Origin of the sequence: Erysipelothrix amsterdamensis (genome assembly GCF_940143175.1) — a bacterium.
Classification (GTDB): Bacteria; Bacillota_I; Bacilli_A; order Erysipelotrichales; family Erysipelotrichaceae; genus Erysipelothrix; species Erysipelothrix amsterdamensis.
Window position 1 is genome coordinate 1477288 of record NZ_OW659496.1, and the last position, 21245, is coordinate 1498532.

General features: G+C 37.4%; 21 protein-coding genes and 1 riboswitch. Of the genes, 4 read left to right on the forward strand and 17 right to left on the reverse strand.

Going from position 1 to position 21245, the window contains the following annotated elements; all coding sequences use genetic code 11:
• Nucleotides 1-88 precede the first annotated feature (88 nt).
• The 8 genes from NMG63_RS07130 to NMG63_RS07165 form a co-directional block, all read right to left on the reverse strand.
• The gene (locus NMG63_RS07130) at nt 89-844 is read right to left on the reverse strand and encodes an AIM24 family protein (protein ID WP_254006805.1); all 756 of its coding nucleotides are present in this window, start codon (nt 842-844) and stop codon (nt 89-91) included.
• Nucleotides 845-950: 106 nt separating this feature from the next.
• Nucleotides 951-1829 carry an L-serine ammonia-lyase, iron-sulfur-dependent, subunit alpha gene (gene sdaAA / locus NMG63_RS07135; protein ID WP_254006806.1) on the reverse strand — a complete coding sequence of 293 codons (879 nt, stop codon included), beginning with the start codon at nt 1827-1829 and terminating at the stop codon, nt 951-953.
• Nucleotides 1830-1837: 8 nt separating this feature from the next.
• Nucleotides 1838-2509, reverse strand: a complete 672-nt coding sequence (sdaAB, locus tag NMG63_RS07140) for an L-serine ammonia-lyase, iron-sulfur-dependent subunit beta (protein ID WP_254006807.1) — start codon at nt 2507-2509, stop codon at nt 1838-1840.
• Nucleotides 2510-2620: 111 nt separating this feature from the next.
• The gene (locus NMG63_RS07145; RefSeq protein WP_254006808.1) at nt 2621-2998 is read right to left on the reverse strand and encodes a Rid family detoxifying hydrolase; all 378 of its coding nucleotides are present in this window, start codon (nt 2996-2998) and stop codon (nt 2621-2623) included.
• On the reverse strand, nt 2985-4175 hold the full coding sequence (locus tag NMG63_RS07150) for a MalY/PatB family protein (protein WP_254006809.1): 1191 nt from the start codon (nt 4173-4175) through the stop codon (nt 2985-2987). Before NMG63_RS07150 ends, NMG63_RS07145 begins: the two co-directional genes overlap by 14 nt.
• Complete coding sequence (locus tag NMG63_RS07155; RefSeq protein WP_254006810.1) at nt 4159-4929, reverse strand: MurR/RpiR family transcriptional regulator; 771 nt, start codon at nt 4927-4929, stop codon at nt 4159-4161. Before NMG63_RS07155 ends, NMG63_RS07150 begins: the two co-directional genes overlap by 17 nt.
• A gap of 37 nt (nt 4930-4966) precedes the next feature.
• A complete protein-coding gene (locus NMG63_RS07160; RefSeq protein ID WP_254006811.1) occupies nt 4967-6259 on the reverse strand; it encodes a PTS sugar transporter subunit IIC in 1293 nt (430 codons plus the stop codon).
• A 141-nt stretch (nt 6260-6400) separates the two neighbouring features.
• On the reverse strand, nt 6401-7429 hold the full coding sequence (locus NMG63_RS07165; protein WP_254006812.1) for an NAD(P)H-dependent amine dehydrogenase family protein: 1029 nt from the start codon (nt 7427-7429) through the stop codon (nt 6401-6403).
• A gap of 81 nt (nt 7430-7510) precedes the next feature.
• Here NMG63_RS07165 and NMG63_RS07170 point away from each other — a divergent pair, with 81 nt between their 5' ends.
• Nucleotides 7511-8338: a MerR family transcriptional regulator gene (locus tag NMG63_RS07170; RefSeq protein ID WP_254006813.1), complete on the forward strand. Its 828-nt coding sequence runs from the start codon at nt 7511-7513 to the stop codon at nt 8336-8338.
• Between the two features lie 101 nt (nt 8339-8439).
• Here NMG63_RS07170 and NMG63_RS07175 read toward each other — a convergent pair whose 3' ends face one another.
• Nucleotides 8440-9042 (reverse strand): SIMPL domain-containing protein, encoded by a 603-nt coding sequence (locus tag NMG63_RS07175; protein ID WP_254006814.1) that lies wholly within the window; start codon nt 9040-9042, stop codon nt 8440-8442.
• Nucleotides 9043-9125: 83 nt separating this feature from the next.
• Here NMG63_RS07175 and NMG63_RS07180 point away from each other — a divergent pair, with 83 nt between their 5' ends.
• Entirely contained in the window at nt 9126-9659 is a 534-nt protein-coding gene (locus NMG63_RS07180) for a hypothetical protein (RefSeq protein WP_123171151.1), read from the forward strand.
• 16 nt (nt 9660-9675) lie between these two features.
• Here the strand turns inward: NMG63_RS07180 and NMG63_RS07185 are convergent, their stop codons facing one another.
• The 8 genes from NMG63_RS07185 to deoD form a co-directional block, all read right to left on the reverse strand.
• Nucleotides 9676-10251, reverse strand: coding sequence for a phosphoribosyltransferase family protein (locus NMG63_RS07185; RefSeq protein ID WP_254006815.1), 576 nt, complete (start codon nt 10249-10251; stop codon nt 9676-9678).
• Between the two features lie 33 nt (nt 10252-10284).
• The gene (locus tag NMG63_RS07190; protein WP_254006816.1) at nt 10285-11661 is read right to left on the reverse strand and encodes an NCS2 family permease; all 1377 of its coding nucleotides are present in this window, start codon (nt 11659-11661) and stop codon (nt 10285-10287) included.
• An 80-nt stretch (nt 11662-11741) separates the two neighbouring features.
• Nucleotides 11742-11843: riboswitch (purine riboswitch) on the reverse strand.
• Between the two features lie 176 nt (nt 11844-12019).
• Entirely contained in the window at nt 12020-13315 is a 1296-nt protein-coding gene (gene eno / locus NMG63_RS07195) for a phosphopyruvate hydratase (protein WP_254006817.1), read from the reverse strand.
• A gap of 50 nt (nt 13316-13365) precedes the next feature.
• Nucleotides 13366-14109 carry a triose-phosphate isomerase gene (gene tpiA / locus NMG63_RS07200; protein WP_254006818.1) on the reverse strand — a complete coding sequence of 248 codons (744 nt, stop codon included), beginning with the start codon at nt 14107-14109 and terminating at the stop codon, nt 13366-13368.
• Between the two features lie 3 nt (nt 14110-14112).
• Entirely contained in the window at nt 14113-15312 is a 1200-nt protein-coding gene (locus tag NMG63_RS07205; protein ID WP_254006819.1) for a phosphoglycerate kinase, read from the reverse strand.
• Between the two features lie 222 nt (nt 15313-15534).
• On the reverse strand, nt 15535-15726 hold the full coding sequence (locus NMG63_RS07210; protein ID WP_003774894.1) for a heavy-metal-associated domain-containing protein: 192 nt from the start codon (nt 15724-15726) through the stop codon (nt 15535-15537).
• Nucleotides 15727-15742: 16 nt separating this feature from the next.
• The gene (locus NMG63_RS07215; protein ID WP_437124119.1) at nt 15743-18199 is read right to left on the reverse strand and encodes a heavy metal translocating P-type ATPase; all 2457 of its coding nucleotides are present in this window, start codon (nt 18197-18199) and stop codon (nt 15743-15745) included.
• 129 nt (nt 18200-18328) lie between these two features.
• On the reverse strand, nt 18329-19048 hold the full coding sequence (gene deoD, locus NMG63_RS07220) for a purine-nucleoside phosphorylase (protein WP_254006821.1): 720 nt from the start codon (nt 19046-19048) through the stop codon (nt 18329-18331).
• 222 nt (nt 19049-19270) lie between these two features.
• Here deoD and NMG63_RS07225 point away from each other — a divergent pair, with 222 nt between their 5' ends.
• Complete coding sequence (locus NMG63_RS07225) at nt 19271-20002, forward strand: TetR/AcrR family transcriptional regulator (RefSeq protein ID WP_254006822.1); 732 nt, start codon at nt 19271-19273, stop codon at nt 20000-20002.
• A 73-nt stretch (nt 20003-20075) separates the two neighbouring features.
• A protein-coding gene (locus NMG63_RS07230; protein WP_123171090.1) for an IS3-like element ISErh1 family transposase occupies nt 20076-21229 on the forward strand; the annotation gives its coding sequence in 2 pieces (ribosomal slippage) (nt 20076-20349 and nt 20349-21229; 1155 coding nt in all).
• The last annotated feature ends 16 nt before the right edge of the window (nt 21230-21245 follow it).

Genomic DNA, 21245 nt, shown 5'->3' on the forward strand with positions numbered 1-21245 from the left:
AAGAGAATATACCATAATGATATGATTTTAGGTAGATTCTGTTATCAATATGTACTAAAAAGATACAAAAAAAGAGTCAATGACTCTTTTAAGCAATCGGTGCAAGCAATACTTTACCGGTACCACGATACACATTCACAAAACCTTCGCCAGAAACAGCAGAACCCATTAGGCTTTTTGTGGATTTTTCAACGCGGAAATCAAGTGATCCAGACCATGCAATCGCAAAGTTTCCATCGATTCGAATTTCATCATCTTGAAGTTCCACAACAATAAGCTCTTCCCGCGGAACAGGGCTTTCCAGCACTGCAACACCATGACCTTCTAATGCAAGGTTAAAAAGTCCTTCACCACCCATCATCGCAGATGAGAAGTTACCACGTGAAACCACTTTTTGCTTGATATCGGAATCGCATGCTAGGAATAAGCCATCTTCGAGCACAATCTTTCCCCAATCTTCTACGCGTTCAAGCAGAATATGCTTGTATGTTGGTTCTAACATCAAATAGCCTGTACCTGAATAGCGAGGTTTTGCTGCTGATTCTTTTGTTACAGAACCTTTAATTGCTTTCCCAATAAAATCACCAACACCTTTTACGTCTGCCCCCATTTTCACATCACCAGCAGACCATTGCATGGCACCGGCACTCACCGTAACAGCTTGGTTTTGAAGTTGAATATACACTTGACGCTTACGAATATTCATTTCAGATGCATAGTATGCTGCAATTGCACTTTCTGCACTTACACTTAAGTCTTTTTGGTATTCCAATACTTTAAAGCATCCCATGGAAGCTACTTCCACAATGTTACTGTTATCCTGTAAATTTTTAATTTGAATCATCATCTTCTCCTTAGAATATAAGGGTATCCTACCAAATTTTTATGTACAATAGTGTTCATACGACCTAAATGGGTCTATTTTTGTGCTTAATGAAAAAAAAGACTGATTAATCAGTCTTTTCGTTTCCAAATATTGCTTCCGCAAGCGCTCTACCTTCAATCGTGTCCGCAAGGCCACCTTCTCCGGTTTCTCGGAATTTACTTGGTAACGCTTTCCCTACTTTGTACATTGCTTCCACAACCGTATCCGGAGTTAAAGCACTTTCAACACCAGCAAGTGCCATATCAGCCGAGACTAAAGCTTGCGATGCGCCTAAGGCATTTCGTTTAACACACGGCACTTCCACAAGACCTGCAACAGGATCACAAATAAGACCCAGCATATTTTTAATTGTCATTGCAAAAGCATGAGCACACATTTTTGGTGTTCCACCCAAGGCATCCACAACCGCAGCACTCGCCATTGCACTTGCACTACCAATTTCTGCTTGGCATCCACCTGTAGCTCCTGAAATGGATGCATTGTTGGCAACCACCAAACCAAATCCTCCTGCTACAAACAGGAAATTAATTTCTTGTTCTCGCGTCAGGTTATAACGTTCTGAAACTGCGGACAACACTCCTGGCACAACACCTGCACTACCGGCAGTTGGTGTTGCACAGATAATCCCCATTGCAGCATTAACCTCATTGGTTCCTACAGCATTTTGAACAGCCGTCATGACCGTAGGACCACAAATCGATTCACCACGGTTAAGATATTCAGCAATTTTTGTAGCATCGCCACCAGTTAGGCCCGTCGTCGATTTTACACCACGTTTCCCTTGTTCAATAGTCCGCTTCATTACGTCAAGCTGAGACCCCATACGTTCTACAATCACCTCGCGTGATTCTTCAGAACGCTTCATTTCAACTTCAATTATTGTTTCCGATAAGCTCCCACGTTGTGTAGCTGTATCAACTAATTCTTGGATTGATTTAAACATAATATCTCCTATTTCGCAATGTAGAGAACTTCATAAATATTCTCCACACATCGTAAACGATCCAGTGATGTTTCCAAATCATCTTGATCTAATTCAATAACCATGTAAGCCTTTTTACCTTTTTCTTCGCGATCCACTTTCATAGACCCGATATTAATGTGCATGTCACTCAAAATCGTCGCAACATTCGCAATCATACCCGGACAGTCTTCATGGAAAATTAGGATTGTAGCGACACCACCGTCAATTTCAACCTTGGTTCCATTGATTTCAGTAATCTTAACATTACCGCCACCAATTGATATCCCTACTACCGTACATTTACGTCCGTCTTTATGCATTACAATTTTCGTTGTGTTTGGATGATCTACCTTATCCACTAAAGGAATAAAGGTTACCTTCATACCTTCTTCTTGCGCAATTAACAGTGATTCATGCAAACGTGCATCATCCGGATCCATCCCTAAAAGACCACCCGCCAAAGCAACGTTTGTACCATGTCCTTTATACGTTTTCGCAAACGATTCATATAAATAAATATTGGCTCGCTCTGGACATTCTCCAAAAATACTGCGTGCGATCTTTCCAATCCGTGCCGCACCAGCAGTGTGAGAACTACTTGGTCCGGCCATAACTGGCCCAATAATATCAAATACAGACTTAAAATCTTGACTACTCATAATGGACCCTCCTTACGCACATTATAACGATTTTCACTGCGTATCACAACACATCACTGCATAAGAAAAGCACCTTATATTCTTCATTTTTTGAATACAAAGTGCTTAGATTTATTTATACTGTACTGCGATAGCTTCAATTTCTATCATCCCGCCCATAGGTAATGCTCCTACTTGATAAGCTACCCTAGACGGAAACACACCTTTAAACGAGTCTGAATAGATCTCGTTTACTACTTTAAAATCGTCTATATCCGTTAATAAAACAGTTGTTTTAATAACAGATTCCATATTACTCCCACCTGCTACAAGAACTGCGTTCAAGTTATCAAGTGCTTGACGAGTCTGAGCCTCAATACCATTACAAAGCTTATTTGTATTTGGATCAATACCAAGTTGTCCTGATGTAAATATTAATCCCTCGAACATTTTTCCTTGCACATAAGGACCAATAGCTTTTGGTGCATTTTCCGTACTAATTGATTTCACTTGTGTCTCCTTTATAGTTTATGTAATGCTCAACAAATTTATTCATTGCTTCTTTTACACTTTCAGTGTCCATTGCAACATTTATGCGTAAACACTGTTTGTAGTTATCCACAAAACGGGATCCAGTCTCCAACAATACTCCAGTTCTTTGAGCAAGATCAATCACATAAGCATCCATATCTTGAATACGAGGACAATATAGCCAGACTAAGTATCCTGACTCCGGCTTAATTACTTGCATGTCTGTATTCTGAATTACGTCGTATAGACACGAGATGTTGTCCACCACACAATCTTTCACGGTTTCCATCCAGTTATATCCTTCTTCATATGCGATACGCGTCGCTTCCATCCCAATACGATTAATGGAAATATGGTAACGATTAAAATGAGCTTGGATTTTATTTCTAAGGGACTCATTAGGGCACAACAAATAGGAACTATTCAAACCTGATAGATTAAATGTTTTATTTGCTGAAGTACTAACAACTATTTTGTCATAATCATTTTTGAATTTAAGAATTGAGTTAAAGGTGTATCCTTCATGAACAAAATCAGCATGAATCTCATCTGATACCAAAAGCACATCATATTTCTTACAAAGATTAACCAATGATTCTACGGTTCCATAGGACCAAACTTTTCCAGAGGGATTATGTGGATTACAAAACAATATTGTATCAATAGAACTTGTTAGAATTGTATTTTCTAACTCCTTAAAATCAATATCATAATTATTATCTTCAAATGTCAAAGGAAAGTTGAAACGCTTACCAAAATGATCAGCAATAGATTGAAATACGCCGTAGACTGGTGTCATCAATAGTATATTACCTTTTTGATTCAGCGTATCCATAACAAAATGTAGCGATGTAATTGTACCATTGGCGGGAATAATCCAATCCAACTTAATAGCTAGATTATGATTATCTTTATGCCACCTGACGATCGACTGATAGTATGAATCTGTAACGTCAAAATATCCAAAATCATCTTGTTCAATTATTGCTTTCAAATGTTCAATAATTCTATCGTCATGTCGAAAATCCATATCAGCAATAAACATTGGATAAACCTGTGTTGGTTCTTCTATCTGAAACCTTTTTGAAATATAGGTTTTATCCCATTTTTTCGAACCATTACCAATTCGTTCGAGGGTTTTAATACTTTTCTTCATTACTAACTTCTTCTTTCTCTCTTAATTCAATAAATCTTGCCATTAATAGATCCATCGCAATATGTGCATTTAGTCTTGTATCAATATCATTATCTAGATCTTTACTCTGTGATGTTTGGATAATGTGAGTAGCCATCATTCCGATAGGAGAATCTGGAACTTCAGTTATAAGTATGATATCAATTTTTCTCAAATTTGCCTCAACGACTGCTTCAACAATTTCAGGCGGTCTTCCGCTACGGGATAAGACAAATAGAACATCTTCTATTGGAACCAGTGCGCGTGCTGATAATCTCATAAAACGAGAATCGTCGTATTGCTCAGCTGTTTTTCCGTAAAGTTGTAATTTTATTTGAAACATCTTTCCAAGAAAATTACTCATTCCCATTCCATAAATAGTAATTCTTTTTGCATAAATCATTTTTTGTACAATGTCATCAGTAATGGTCTTTGTTGCCAGTTCATAAGTATGTGTAAGCATATCTACATATGGGATTCGTGTATATGCAAAAACCTCATCCTGAACGACACGCCCAAAAAAATCATCTTTAAAATATGTAAAACTGTCATAACCCAGTTTTTTTGTAAAGCGATGAACACTTGTTTTTGATACGTTAAATCGATCTGCAATATTTTCTATCGTAAAATGCCTATATTCGAATGATTCAAAATTATCTAAGAGATTACGGAGAAGTTCTTTCTCCATAAAAGTAAGACTATGTATATGAATTGAAATTTGTTTTTGTAAACTCATAGCAACTCCTCCGTTTCCCTTAAATTATACATTAACTTTATTGAATATGTTCTTCCTCAAGATATTGGTTATCTAATGCCTTAACAAATGGATAGTAAATAACTGTTGAGACAGCAATACAAATTATTTGTACAACTGCTCCTTGCCATCCGGCTACCAAAAAGCCTGAAAAAATTGGTGGAGTTGGCCATGGAGCTATAACACCATTAAACATAGGCATAAAACCAATCATCATAGCAAAATATGCTATGAGAACTGACACCATAGGTGCAATAGTTACTGGAATTAACATCAAAGGATTAAAAACGACTGGTAATCCGAAAATGATAGGCTCGTTAATATTAAATAATGACGGTACTCCAACTAGTTTTGACATTGTTTTCAAACGTGAGGAGCGTGCTACTACCAGCATTGCAATAACTAATCCTAGTGTTAACCCTGCACCCCCTATTGTTGCAAATTGATCAATCATTTGTATTGTACCAACATTTCCAGTAGCCATAGTCAAGTTTCCAGCTTTAAACAATTCTAAGTTTTTAACTGAGTTTGCATTTAGTAGTGGATTGACCACAGAGTTTACAACAGTTGGATGAATTCCAAACCACCATAAGAATCCGTTCAAACCAGCTACAACTGTAATGGCACCAATTGAAGATGTTAATCCTTCAAGCGGAATTTGGATAATCTGATATATTAGTTCTGGAAATGAACCAGCAAAAACTTTTGCAATCCCTGCAAAAATAAGACTAATAATTACAACTACGATTCCCGGAATTAATGCACTAAAAGACTGAGATACCATTGAAGGTACTGATTCCGGCATCGTGATAACCATTTTTTTCTCAACACAGAATCGAACAATTTCAACTGTAACAAAACCCATAATAATAGCCGTTATAACTCCTTGTGTCCCTAGCCAAGTAAAAGATAATACGCGACCTATAACTTCTCCCGACTCAGCCACAACCGATTTTGGCAATACTACTATATACGAAACGAGCGCTAATATCATTGTTGATAATGCGTCCAATTTATAATCTTCTGCAAGTCGATATGCTATAGTCCCTGTTAAAAAGAACCCCATCATATTAAACGTTGCTCGATAAGCAGAGTCCAAATATGATGTCCATTCTGAACCAAAGATTCCAGCCATGAATTCAGCATAGCCTGGTAAAGGGAAATCGGTAATCAACAAGAATAATGATCCAATAATCGTGAGTGGCATAATTACCAAAAACCCAGATTTTAGTGCATTAAAATAGCGTGTATTCGTTAACCTTGCAACACGTGGAACCATTTTTTCTTCAATAAATTGAATAAATCGATCCATTCTCTCCTCCTTGACGATAATTAATGTTATCGTTTACATTTCTATTATAGATGAAAATTTTCCAAAAGATATTCAAGCATATGGGAAATTTTCCAGATAAAATAAAAAAAAGCATATACTGAGTATGCTTTTTCTATCTTATTAATTGTAATGATCCATTGGATATGTTAGATAATGGATTTCCTCAAGTTTTTCGGCAGTAATAAACCCTGCTGGTGCATCAAGGACTTGTGGTATACGATTCACAACCGTCGCACATGTATGGCCTACAGTATCGGGTTTTTCTACAGAGAATACAACATCTGGATCTCCGACAATCTTCCACTCACAAAGATCCCCATCATTTTCACCATAAACTTTCCCAATACATTGGACTTCAAGTTCTGGACCTTGATGTGTCAGGATAGTGGTGACCGCTGACATACCGATTGCATCGCCTGCTGGAATTTCTCTTCCTAAAGTCTCCGAGTAAATAGCTTGTTCAAGGACATAAGGAACACTTTTTTGTGAGATTGACTTTATGGTCCATCCCATTTTCGCGCAAATTCCTTCGCCCGCATTCCACATATAGCTTGGTAAACTTTCTGCTTGCGCAATCTCTTTTTCAAACTTTTCAAGATCATAACCTGCACCATGTGCTTCCGCCAATGCAAGTCCGTAATCTTCTACGTTATAGCTAGCCGTTCCATACATTTTTTGAATATGATTCACGCCCCCTGCTACTAAACATGGCATGTTAATCCAATAAATATCCTGCATACCACTTCCCGTAATGGTAATATTATAATCTTTCGCAAGACGATCAAGACGGTTTGTTTCCGAAGGTGCGGTTGTCCAAGGATAGATTGCTTCTTCACATGTGGTAATGACGTTCACACCGTGAATTGCACAGGTCTCAAAAATTGAATACATATCATTCATATAACTAAATACGGTCACAATCGCAACATCCGCATCACATTCAGACAATACCTTATCCGCATCATCGGAAATAAGCACGCCAGTTTTACGTCCTAAATTCGCAAAGTCTCCAACATCCATCCCAACTAATTTCGGATTCGCATCAATCGCTCCAACGATTTCTGCTCCATGATCAACCAAATTACGAACAATAACTTCAGCCATTTTACCACAGCCGTATTGTATAACGCGTATTTTTTCGTGTTTCATATCTAAGCCTCCTATTTTCTTGATATTTATTTCACAACTATAGTATAATGTCTCTAGTAAGGTGAGAGTCAAGGAGGGTTTATGCAAAAGTTGAGAATTGGTGAAATTGCACGATTAAATGACGTTTCCATTCAAACATTACGCTATTATGATGAAATCGGTCTTCTTAAACCGGCTTCAATCGACCCTGAAACACACTATCGCTATTATACAATTGAACAGTCTGCCACCCTGGATATGATTCAATTTCTCAAAAGTCTTGATTTCAATCTTTCTGAGATTCATGACATTCTCAAACAAAAAATCAGTCTTGAATCTTTAAAAAATTCTTTAAAAACGAAAGAAGAAACGCTTCTTGAAGCACATCGTACCATTATTCATCAAATTCAATCCATTCATCGTTTTATGGAAACCACAAACTTGTATACACAAAATATGGACAAACATTGGATGGAAATCAGTTCATTTCACAAACGTCATATCTACCGATATCCCATTACTCAAAATATATATGAAATGTCCATTGATGAGTATGAATATGCGCTCAGAGATTTTAAACACCATCTTAAAGCCATCACTGCATTTAATCGTGTTGGTTCGATTATGTCTCAAGATAACTTCATCCATCAACAATTCGATTCCAAAGAACTTTTTGTATTTGTGGATGATCCCACACAGGCAAATGATAGCCTACCACAAGGAGATTACGCCGTCTTCTTCTGTCAGTCCTTTGAAGATGAAACGAAAGCAATGCATACATTTCATCGCTTAATCCGCGAACAAAATTTAATCATTAACGGGGATTATATTTGTGAAGTCCTTTACGAAATGCCTAATACCAATTCAGGTCGTCGTGATATGTTTATTCGGCTACAAGTACCCGTTCTGCTTGATGTCGACTGTTATTGACAAAAAAAATACTGCAACCTTTCATTTAAACTTGAAACAGTTGCAGTATATTAATTTTGAAACACAGGAGCTCATAATAACGCCCCCACTAAACCTTGTTCTTACTTAATATCCCAGCTAATACGAATTGATTGGGTAACGGTTAAGTCATTTGCGGTCATGGTTGAACCCATCATATCCGCACTTGCCATACGATGCATCGGTCTTGCACCTGAATGATTCATATATTCCATATCACAAATATGACCCAGACGAATGCCTGAAGTATCCGCAATCAATTTTGCCTTATCGTTTGCTTGATTAATTGCGAGAATCAGAGCATCATCATCGGCTTTCGTTGAATCTTTTAAGAAATAGGAAAGACTAAAATTAAAGTCATCGCTGGTTCTTAAATGATCTAACAGTTCTGACATTTTCGTAAGATTAATATTGTCTTCAAATACAAGTCGTTGAACACACCGGAACAACTTTGGTTGATTATCTGAAGGTTGTAGAATTGAAACTTCAATCCCAGATGTCTTAATCAAACTGATATTAAACTCCACCCGCTTAAATGCTTTCACGATATTCTCATATTGCGCTTTTAAAGCATCAAATGAACTCGCATACGATGCACCATCTTGCACTAATTCATAACTAAAGCGCATCATATCCGGTGTTACATACACACTGCCTGATCCTTCAATCGTTAATTTATTACTCATATTAATCACCTCTCTCTTTAATGATACAGTATAATAGGTGAAAAAAAAGTTAAATGTGCTATATTTTAATAAAGGAGTCAATAATGAAAAAATTAAATTTCAAACAAAAACTGATGGTAAGCCTAGCTGTTCTCGTCATTACCATCCTCGCTTTTATCGTAATGACCTTCTTCGTTTTTAAAGTTCCCTTTCAAATGGATATTTTATTCAATGAAGTTGTCTTAGCACTTGTCGTATCGCTCTATGCATTTTTTATGATTCAATATGGATCGTGGGTCGGTATCGTATGTTTTATTTTAGGAATGATTGCATCATTTTGGGCACTTGCTTTCTCTGTTGCACGTTCTGGCGGCAATGCAATTGCCTTTAATGGTTTGTTTATATGGATTATTGTTATGTTGAGTTCTAATATTATCGGATTGATTCTGGACTTAGTTTGGAAATCAAAACGTAAAGCTAAACGAATTGAGAAAGCAGCAAAAGAAACGCTTAAGCAAGAGCGACTTGAAGCAGAACGTGAATTGTTAGAGTCACAAACTGAAGATGCTCCTTCAATTCACTTAAATGATATTACCGTCGATGATCCACTTGAAGATAAAGAAAACAACGTTGATTAACGTTGTTTTCTTTTTTTTATGATTTAAAGGTAATTATTCCTGAATCTACATCAATGGATTCGATTTGAGCCTGACAATAAAGATCATGACCTTCATCGATTAACATTTGATATCCTGGTTGGAAATTCTTCGAAATACAAATACCCGTAGCAACCAGAGATGCATTTGCCTGAGTAAGAAGTTTATCCACATTATGCACAACACTTCCTTTCGCAAGGAAATCATCGAGAAGAATAACACGTTTTCCTTCAATAAGATGCTTTGGAACGGTTAAATGATAACCGTTTTTCTTTGTGAATGAAAAACATGATTGTTGGATAAACTTAGGGTCATCTTTTTCAGTTAAACTTTTCTTGATAATGATCAGAGGTTTGTTTGCATATAAAGCTGCGAAAACACTGGGTGCAATTCCCGATGTTTCAACCGTTACAAACAAATCAAAGTCATAATCTGCATAAAAATCTGCGAAGTCCTTTCCTAAAGCTTCCATGACTTTAGGATCAACTTGAGCATTAAGGAACGAACTCACATCTACAATTTCTTCAGATTTAACTTTACCTTTTTCTTGAATTATTTCTTCGAGTAATTTCATGGGTACCTTCTTTCAATTTTACTTAGTATTATACTACAACGTACAAATATATGCTATTGAAATTAGGGTAATAAAATGCATAATCTTTGGAAGTTCTTTCCCACGTCCCGCAAAAATCATACACATTTCATAGGAAATAAATCCTAAAGTTAACCCTAAAGCGATTGAGCCGGTCAATGGCATCATCACGATTGTTAAGAAGGCAGGAATAATGTTTTCAAATCCTGAGTGCCATTCAATATTTGTGATGTTTTGCATCATAAAGATTCCAATCACAACCATTGCTGGTGTTGTGACAGCTGGCGTTACAAGAGATAGCAATGGATAGAAGAACATAGAGAGTAAGAACAACACCGCAGTTACAACCGCCATGAGTCCTGTTCGTCCACCATTAATAATTCCTGATACAGATTCGATATAGGTCGAAAGATTTGATGTTCCAAAAAGAGAACCTACAAACGTTCCAAGGGCATCTGCCATATAAATACGATTGTTGTTTTCAAATTCTTCTTGTGGAATATGTGGAATTTGTGATGCTGCAGCGGATAATGTTGTTGCAGTTCCAAAGAAGTCTAAAAATAAGAAAGTTAAAACCACAATAATCGCTTGTGGATTCAATAAGTTTGGTAATTCCTTCACCGCCACAAACATGGTCTCATGAACCATTGTTTGGATCGGTTCAACAGGAAAGACTATAGGGCTCCCTGCTGGTAATTGAGGTAAAGTCGCAACGACATCAGGGGTCATTGATAACACGCCAAGGTTAACCCCTAAACGCATCAACAAGCCACAAATTGCAGCACCAACCATACCTAAGAAAACTGCGTATTGGTTTCCTCGAACCAAGAAAAACGCTGCGGTAATAATTCCCACAAATGCAATAATAACATTTGGATTATCAAATCCACCAAAGGTAATAAACATCCCTGGATCCGGAACAATAATCCCTGAGTTTTTAAAACTTACAAAAGCAATAAAAATACCGAGACCCACCGTTCCTGCTTGCTTAATGGTTAATGGAATCGATTTAATAATTTTCGAACGAACCCCCGATGCAGCAAGAATGATAAATAGAATCGACGATGCAAGCACCGACGCCAAAGCCGTTTGCCATGAAATCCCCATTTGCATGACAACACTAAAAGCAAAGAATGCATTCATCGACATACATGGTGCAAGCCCAAGTGGAAACTTCGCATAAAGCCCCATAATTAACATTGCAATTGCCGAGGAAATAATGGTTGCGATGAAGACCGCATCCTTCGGCATCCCTGCTTGTCCTAAAATAATCGGATTAACGAAAATAACATATGACATTGAAAGAAATGCCGTTAACCCTCCTGCAAATTCGCGTTTGATTGTCGAACCTGCTTCTTCAATCCCAAAATACTTATTGAGAATATTTTTCACGTAATGTCCTCCTCTTCCTCAATATATAAAAAAACTGCCATTATATGTGGCAGAAAGAGACGTGAAAATATCCTATCATGAAGATAAGGCTCTTTTGCCATAGTTTACATCTTTACGGGATGTAAGTAGAAACTTCCGGACCATATTACCAGAAATATATGGAGTTTTTTCATACCTTAAGACTAACACGCACCGGTACAACATGCAAGCCTTGATAACTGCTATTTATTGTATAAATTTCAATGAAAACGATATCACTTTGGGATTATGAGATTTTATTGTAGCATTTCTTATGTTGGGATGATTATGTCGCACAAAAAAAAACCCACTCTTTCGAGTGAGTTTTATCAAAGTTTAATTATTTTTTGATATTGAAGAATGTGTTAGCACCTGAATATTTAGCTGCTGAACCTAATTCGTCTTCGATACGGATTAATTGGTTGTATTTAGCTAAACGGTCTGTACGTGACATTGATCCAGTTTTGATTTGACCTGCGTTAAATGCTACTGCGATGTCAGCGATTGTTGCATCTTCTGTTTCTCCTGAACGGTGTGAAACTACTGATGTATATCCTGCACGTTTTGCCATTTCCATAGCGTCAAATGTTTCTGTTAAAGTACCGATTTGGTTAACTTTAATAAGGATTGAGTTTGCAATTCCTTTTTCGATACCTTCTGCAAGAATTGCAGGGTTTGTAACGAATAAGTCATCACCAACGATTTGGCAACGGTCGCCAATACGATCTGTTAGACGTTTCCATCCATCCCAGTCGCGTTCTCCTAAACCATCTTCGATTGATACGATTGGGTATTTGTTTAAGAATCCTTCATACATATCGATCATTTGGTCAGCTGTTAATTCTTCGCCGCCTGATTTACTTAATACATAAACACCTTTTTCTACATCGTAGAATTCTGAAGCAGCAACGTCCATTGCAAGAACGATATCTTCACCTGGTACAAAACCAGCGCGTTTGATAGCTTCAACAATAACTTCTAAAGGTTCTTCGTTTGATGCTAAGTTTGGTGCAAAACCACCTTCGTCCCCAACAGCTGTAACATGACCTTTTTCTTTTAATACTGATTTTAATGCGTGGAATGTTTCAGCACCCATACGGATTGCTTCTTTAACTGATTTTGCACTGATTGGCATAATCATGAATTCTTGGAAATCAACTGATGAGTCAGCATGTGAACCACCATTGATAACGTTCATCATTGGAACAGGTAATTCTTTTCCGTTGAATCCACCTAAGTATTTGTAAAGTGGCATATCGTAGAAATCAGCTGCAGCAATAGCACAAGCCATTGAAACACCTAAGATTGCGTTAGCACCGAATTTTGATTTATCGGGTGTACCGTCTAATTCGATCATAGCTTGGTCAATTAAGTTTTGTTGTGTTACGTCAAAGCCGATTAATTCTTCAGCAATGATATCGTTAACGTTTGCAACAGCTTTTAATACACCTTTACCGCCGAAACGTGATTTATCACCATCACGAAGTTCTAACGCTTCGCGTTCACCAGTTGAAGCACCTGATGGTACCATTGCGCGTCCGAATGCGCCTGATTCTGTAGTTACTTCTACTTCAATTGTTGGGTTACCGCGTGAGTCCATGACTTCGCGTGCATAAATATCAATAATACTTGGCATGTTATATCCTCCTGAGCCTCTATTTATTCTTTTATTAACTCGTTAATAAATTATTTAATTGCATCGATGATTGCTTTGAATGAATCCACTTGAAGTGAAGCTCCACCAATTAATGCACCATCAATGTCTTCTTGTGACATGTATTCTTCAATGTTTTCAGGTTTAACTGAACCACCGTATTGAATACGAACTTTATCTGAAACTTCTGCTCCAAATAAGTTTTTAACTTCGTCACGAACTAAAGCACATGTGTTTTGAGCAATCTCAACTGTTGCGCTCTTACCCGTTCCAATTGCCCAAACAGGTTCGTATGCGATCACGATGTTTTGAACATCGTCTGCATTTAAACCACTTAAGCAACCAGCAACTTGTTTACGAACAACTTTTTCAGTTTTATCTGCTTCAAATTCAAATAATGTTTCCCCAACACAAACGATTGGAGTCATACCATTTTCAATTAATACAGCTGCTTTTTTATTAATGTTTTCATCTGTTTCGTTGAAGTATTGACGACGTTCTGAGTGTCCGATAACAACCCATTTTGTGCCAATTTCTTTTAACATTTCAACTGAAATTTCCCCTGTATAAGCACCGTTTGCTGCCCAGTGAACATTTTCAGCTGCAATATGTAAGTTTTTAGCATTTGCAATGGATGCTTGTAATGCTGTGAAAGGCACTGCCACACCAAAGTCTGCTTTATCTGTAACAAATGCATCAACACCTTGAACGAATTCAGTTGCTTCTGCAATCGTCTTATTCATTTTCCAGTTACCAAAGATAATCGGTTTTCTCATGTTTTATTTATCCTGAATTGCTGCAATACCTGGCAATTCTTTTCCTTCCATAAATTCTAAACTTGCTCCCCCACCTGTTGAGATGTGAGTAATTTGGTCTTTGAATCCTAATTGAATTGCTGCGGCTGCGGAATCTCCACCACCGATAACACTCAATACATCAGGAAGTTCTGTAATTGCTTTACAGATTGACAATGTTCCTTGAGCAAATGCGTCAAATTCAAACACACCCATTGGACCATTCCAAACAACAGTTTTCGCACCCTGTAATTCTTTTTCGAATAATTCGATTGTCTTAGGACCAATATCAAGTCCCATCATATCTGCAGGAATTTCATTTGAAGGCACAACAACTGGTGTTGCATCTGGTGCAAATTCCTTAGCAACAACAGTATCAACTGGCAATACTAATTTATCGCCTGCTTTTTCCATAATTGCTTTCGCTACATCAATACGGTCCATTTCAACAAGTGAAGTTCCGATTTCGTAACCTTTTGCTTTGTAGAATGTATAAGCCATTCCACCACCAACAATAACTTTGTCAGCTACGTCTAATAAGTTTTCAATAACATTAATCTTGTCGCTTACCTTAGCACCACCTAAAATCGCTACGAATGGTCGTTTTGGTGAATAGATTGCTTCTGTTAAGAACTTAACTTCTTTCTCAACAAGGAATCCAAGTGCTGAAGGAAGATGTTGTGCAATCCCTACAGTTGAAGCATGTGCACGGTGAACAGATCCAAATGCATCTGTTACAAATAAGTCTCCCAAACTTGCCCAGTATTGTGATAAGTTGTCGTCGCATTTGCTTTCGCCAACTTCATAACGTGTGTTTTGCATTAACACGATGTCACCATCAGCCATAGCTGCAACAGCATCTTCTAACGCACTACCACGTGTAACTGGAACAAACTTAACATTTGTTTCCGGCATTAATTCCTGTAGTCTTACTGCAACAGGTGCCATATCATTTTTAGCTTTGTCTGCTTCAGTTTTTTCTGAATCCTTATGATTTACTTTCCCCAAGTGTGACATAAGAATAACTTTTGCATTGTTTTCTACCAAATATTTGATTGTTGGAAGTGCACCATTGATACGGTTATCGTCTGTAATAACGCCATCTTTTAATGGAACGTTAAAGTCAACACGTACAATGACTTTCTTACCAGCAACATCCAAATCACTGACAGTTCTTTTTGTCATAATTGCCTCCTTATTTACCTTTCCCATTATAACAAATACAAATGGGTTTCTCAATGAAATCATGTGCAGTAGTTTACGCTTTCACACATGAAAACGGTTTAAAACCAATATTTTCACACTTATATGATTGTTGCTTGTGCAAATCCGTCTTTGCTTCATATAGTTATTCATGATTTTTTCTACTAAATTGCTTTATTTTTACTCGAAAATAAGAAAAACAGGCTATTTTACAGAATAGCCTGCTGATTGAATTGCTTGTTTTGCTGCATGGACGGTATCGTTTGATCCTTCAACCGTTACGGATTTATTAGCCAAACTGATCGTATAATCCACACGTGTGTTATCCAATTCTTCTGAAATACGTTTAACGCATCCCTCACACTTCATATTATCGACAAAAATTATATGCTTCATAGCTACCGCCTTTCTCTTATATTTTAATCTTAAAGCGACGTAAACGCAATGCATTTGAAACAACACTTACGGAACTTAAAGCCATAGCAGCACCTGCGATCATTGGATCAAGAAGTGGGCCTTGAAATAAGACTTTAAAAACACCAGCTGCAAATGGAATTCCGACTACATTATACGCAAACGCCCAGAATAAGTTTTGTTTAATATTACGCATCGTTGCTTTACTGAGAGCTAATGCATTCACAACATCTTTCAAGTTGTCTTTCATAAGCACAATTTTCGCCGACTCAATGGCTACATCGGTTCCGGTACCGACTGCAATCCCAACATCGGCTTGAACCAAGGCGACCGCATCATTAATTCCATCTCCGACCATTAAGACATGTTTACCGTGGCTTTGAAGTTCTTTAATTTTGGCTGCTTTTTCCTCAGGCATCACTTCTGCTAAGACATGGTTGATGCCAATTTGATCAGCAATTGCGTGTGCCGTATCACGATGATCACCGGTAAGCATAATGACATCATAGTTCATATCTTGTAATGCTTTTACGGTTTCAATCGACTCGGTTTTAACGGTATCCGCTACCGCTACAATCCCCATTAATGATGTTTGATTTGAAACGTACATGGCTGTTTTCCCTTCTTGAGATAAACGCTTCACATCCGCTTCATAACCATTTGTAGGAATGCTTAACGAATTCATTAATGCTTCATTTCCAATAGCAATGATTTTTCCACCAACACTTCCTTGAAGTCCTTTTCCAGAGATCGATTTGAATGATTCAATGGGTAAGACTTTAAGATTACGTTGTTCTAGCTCCGAAACAAGTGCATGTGCTAACGGATGTTCAGAAGCATTTTCAAGTGAACCAACATACGTTAAGAATTCATCATCAGGTAAGTCTGTGATGATATCGGTGACAACCGGTTTTCCGTGTGTTAAGGTTCCTGTTTTATCGAAAACAACGGTATCAATATGCGCTGCAGCCTCAAGTGCTTCCGCTGATTTAATAAAAATACCATTTTGTGCACCCACTCCAGTTCCAACCATAATCGCCGTTGGTGTTGCCAGTCCAAGTGCACATGGACATGCAATAACCAATACGGTTACGAAAATTGTAAGCGCACGTTCAAGGTCTTTTGTAGCGATAAACCATAAAATTCCAGAAATAAGCGCAATGACCATCACAACAGGAACAAACACACCCGCTACTTTATCTGCGATTTTTGAGATTGGTGCTTTTTCATTTTGCGCATCTTCAACTAAACGAATAATTTGCGCAAGTTTTGTATTTTGATCATCAACGGTCACTTCAATGACAAGACGACCGTTAAGGTTCATCGTACCCATCACAACATCATCATTGCGTGTTTTATCAACCGGAATACTTTCTCCGGTTAACATTGACTCATCGACCGCACTTTCTCCTTCTAAAATTCGTCCATCCATTGGAATGGATGTACCCGGTTTTACCAGCAGATGATCACCAATTCGGATTTCATCCGCATCAATTTCCACAACACCGTCATCACGGATCAAAAGTGCCGTTTCTGGTTTAAGATTTAATAACGCTTTAATGGCACTGGTTGTCTTCGCTTTACTGCGAGACTCCATGGTTTTCCCCAGACGAATCAGCGCTAAAATTACCGCAGCAGACTCAAAGTAGAGATGATGTACGAAATGCGCTTCGCCATTTAAAATTTTGAAGAATCCGTAGAAACTGTAAAGCATTGCACTTCCAGTTCCAATCGCAACTAAAGAATCCATATTAGGATGTCCTTTGAATAATGTTTTGAACCCTCTTCTGAAATAATCACGGTTTAACCAAACAATCGGTACCGTAATGATGATTTGTAAGAGGGCATTGTTTAATGCATTAAGATTTGGATCGATAAAGGATGGTAATGGGAGTTTATAGGTAAACATTTGTCCCATTGTAATATAAAGCATGGTAGCCGCTAAGATTAAACTAGAGTAAAGCGCACGATTCTCTTTTTGATCTTGGTGTTTTTGAGAATCCGTGGATATCGCTTCAACTTCATCCAAACGGCTTGCACCATAGCCTTGATTTTCAATCGCTTGAATCATATCCACTAGCTTTAGTTTATGTGGATCATAGGTAACACGAGCACGTTCCGTCATTAGATTGACACTTGCGGACGAAACACCTTCTAGGTGTTGGAGTACACCTTCCACATTCGCAACGCAAGATGCACAGGTCATATCAGTAAGTTTGAGATCGACTGTTTTTTCTTGAATTGGATTGGGGATTTCAAGGCCATATCCCTGATCTTCAACCGCTTGGATTAAATCAGCTTCAGGAATTGTGTTTTGAGACGTAATAACGGCTTGATTGGTAAGGAGATTAACCTCAACATGTTCAACCCCCTCAACACCTTGTAATGCTTTTTCAACTTGGCTTTGACAGGATGCACACATCATCCCCGTTACGTTATAGGTTTTTTTATCCATCATCTTTGTCCTCCTTTATCGTTTACATTTGTAGTTTATCATGACAATTCTTTGATGGCAAGTGCGATGACTACAAATGTAGTTTGAATAGAAACAAAAAAACTCACCGATTATCGATGAGTTCCGTTTTTAGAATTTTAAAGAAATTGCTGTATCCAACGCAATCTTCATCATATTTGTGAATGAGAGTTGACGTTCCTCAGCTGAAGTCACTTCTTGTGTTACAAATGAATCTGAAATTGTTAGAAGACATGCTGCATGTTTGTTTAATTTCTTAGCATTTGCGAAGAGTGCAAATGATTCCATCTCAACACATGTAACACCATGATTCTTTGCAAGTTCTTGCCATGTAACACCGGAGTCGCGATAAAAGACATCACTTGAATGAATGCGTCCTTCTTGCATTGGAATTTCTAATTTTTGAGCAGAAGCACGTAATTGATCATTTAACATCTTACTTGGTTCAAGGACATCTTCTTCATATCCAAATCCAACTTTCGCAAATGAAGATTCACTATATGCACTGTCTGAAAGAATCACATCATAAACATCAAGTCCTTCAACATACGATCCTGCTGAACCAATACGAATAATTGCTTCAACATCAAATTGTGAATAAAGTTCATAAGAATAAATTCCGATACTTGGTTGTCCCATTCCTGAACCCATTACCGATACTTCAACGCCTTCATACGTTCCTGTATATCCAAACATATTACGAACATCGTTAAATTGTTTCACATCTTTCAAAAATGTTTCCGCAATAAACTTTGCACGAAGTGGATCTCCAGGCATTAATACAACCTTAGCGATTTGCCCTTTTTCAGCATTAATATGTGGTGTAGCCATAAATATAAATTCCTCCCATTAATTTATTCAATTATAACATAGCCTTGAAAGAGATTCATTACCTTTGGTGTAAAGAACGAAAATGCACATAATTCACCAACTTAGCTATAAATACCCTAAATATCGATAAACATTATAAAAAAGCACCAAAAAAACCGGAAACCCACTGTGATTTATTTGCATATGTTATATAATTCACATAGTAAGGAGGTTGTCATGACAATGAGCCATAAAAAAATAAAAAAACAACGAACCATGCTCTATTTTATGCAGGCAGCCAAAGAAATTGTAAATACCGAAGGCATGCAAGCAATTACCATCCGAAAAGTCGCAGACATTGCCGGATACAACAGTGCTACCCTCTATAATTACTTTGAAAATCTTGACCAACTTATTGCCTTCGCAATGATCCATACCATCACCGATTACCTGAGTGACCTTGAAACCATAATCAACTTAGAACTGAATGCACTTGATAAGTATTTATTAATGTGGCGATGTTATTCCGACTGGTCTTTTAAAGATCCTGAAATCTACACGTACGTATTCGATTCTGATAAATCTGATGAAATTTTAAGTCATATGGATGCTTACAACGCAACGTTCCCGCTGCATAAAACCAAACCCGCAAAACACATCAGTGATCTTGTCTTAGGGCAAGGAATGAAACGGCGTAACCAACTTTCAATAGACCCTTGTGTCGAAGCGGGATATTTTCAAGCCGATGATGTTTCTACAATCGTGAATTTTGCCTATATTATGCATCAAGGGATTATCCGTCGTATTCTTAAAGGGTCCTATACCAGTGATAAGAATCACGTTGAAGAATTCCTCGATTATTTTGTTTCCTTTCTTCGAGGGTACGATCAAACACAAAGTCTAACTGCTGACACGGTCACTACAATTCTAGCCTTTGATATTCCTAAAAAAACACATCAACCGGAACTGACCTAGTTCCTTGGGACTAAAGAAAAAAACCTCTTGTATGAGAATTATTGTAAAATAGTTCAATATAGGAGGTTTTTATATGGGAACACGAACTATGCATAGCTATGAGACAAAGATGAAAGTTATAGAAATGAAATTGGCAGGCTACTCAAGCAGGTTTATTCAGACTGAACTTGGAATAAAAAATGTAACACAAGTCAAAACATGGTGGAGATGGTATCGAAATGGTGAACACTACCGATTTTCTCAACCTGTAGGCAAGCAATATACTTTTGGAAAAGGGCCTGAAGGAGACACGGTCGAAGAAACACAAAGACTTAGAATTAAATCTTTGGAGCAACAAATTGAACTATTAAAAAAGTATTTGGAAAGAGAAAGGATGTGGTTCCTGAAATAATCATCAAGCTCGTTGAAGAGTATCGCAACACTGTATCTATTAAAGATATCTTGAATCTTTTTGGGGTACCTAAGTCAACGTATTACCGTTGGACTAAAAAAGAGCAACTTGAGTCTAATAATTATTCTGTCAATGAAGCATTAGTAATTGAACTTTGTAAAGAAAATAAATTTCGTTATGGATATCGAAAAATAACTGCATTAATTCGAAAAGAAAGAATTATCAATAAGAACACTGTTCAAAAGATAATGCAGAAACACCAATGTCAATGCCGTGTTAAGGTCAAACGGTATAGAAAAAACAAAAATCCGAAGATCATTATGCCCAATATCATTAATCGCGACTTTAAATCACTACGTCCTCTAGAGAAATTGGTGACAGATATCACTTACATCCCTTATGGCCATAAGATGCTCTATTTATCTACGATCATGGATTTATATAATGGTGAGATTATTGCGTCTACATTGAGTGACAGACAAAACCTAGAATGTGTGGTTGATACATTAAATCAACTTCCGGATATCGTTCAGCCATGTATTCTTCATTCTGATCAAGGGAGTGTCTATACATCAAAAGAGTATCAACTCAAAGTAAAAAATAAAAGCATTACCATGAGTATGTCCCGTAAGGGTACACCCGCTGATAATGCTCCTATCGAATCGTTTCATGCCTCGCTAAAGTGTGAAACATTCGAATTAAACCCAGACCTAAAGGGTTCTACTGAAATTGTATCACAAACTGTGATAAACTATTTAAAATATTACAATGAAAATCGAATACAAGAAAAGCTAGGATATCAATCTCCCGTAAATTATCGGTTAACTTCATCCTAACTTGGTTTTTTCTTTA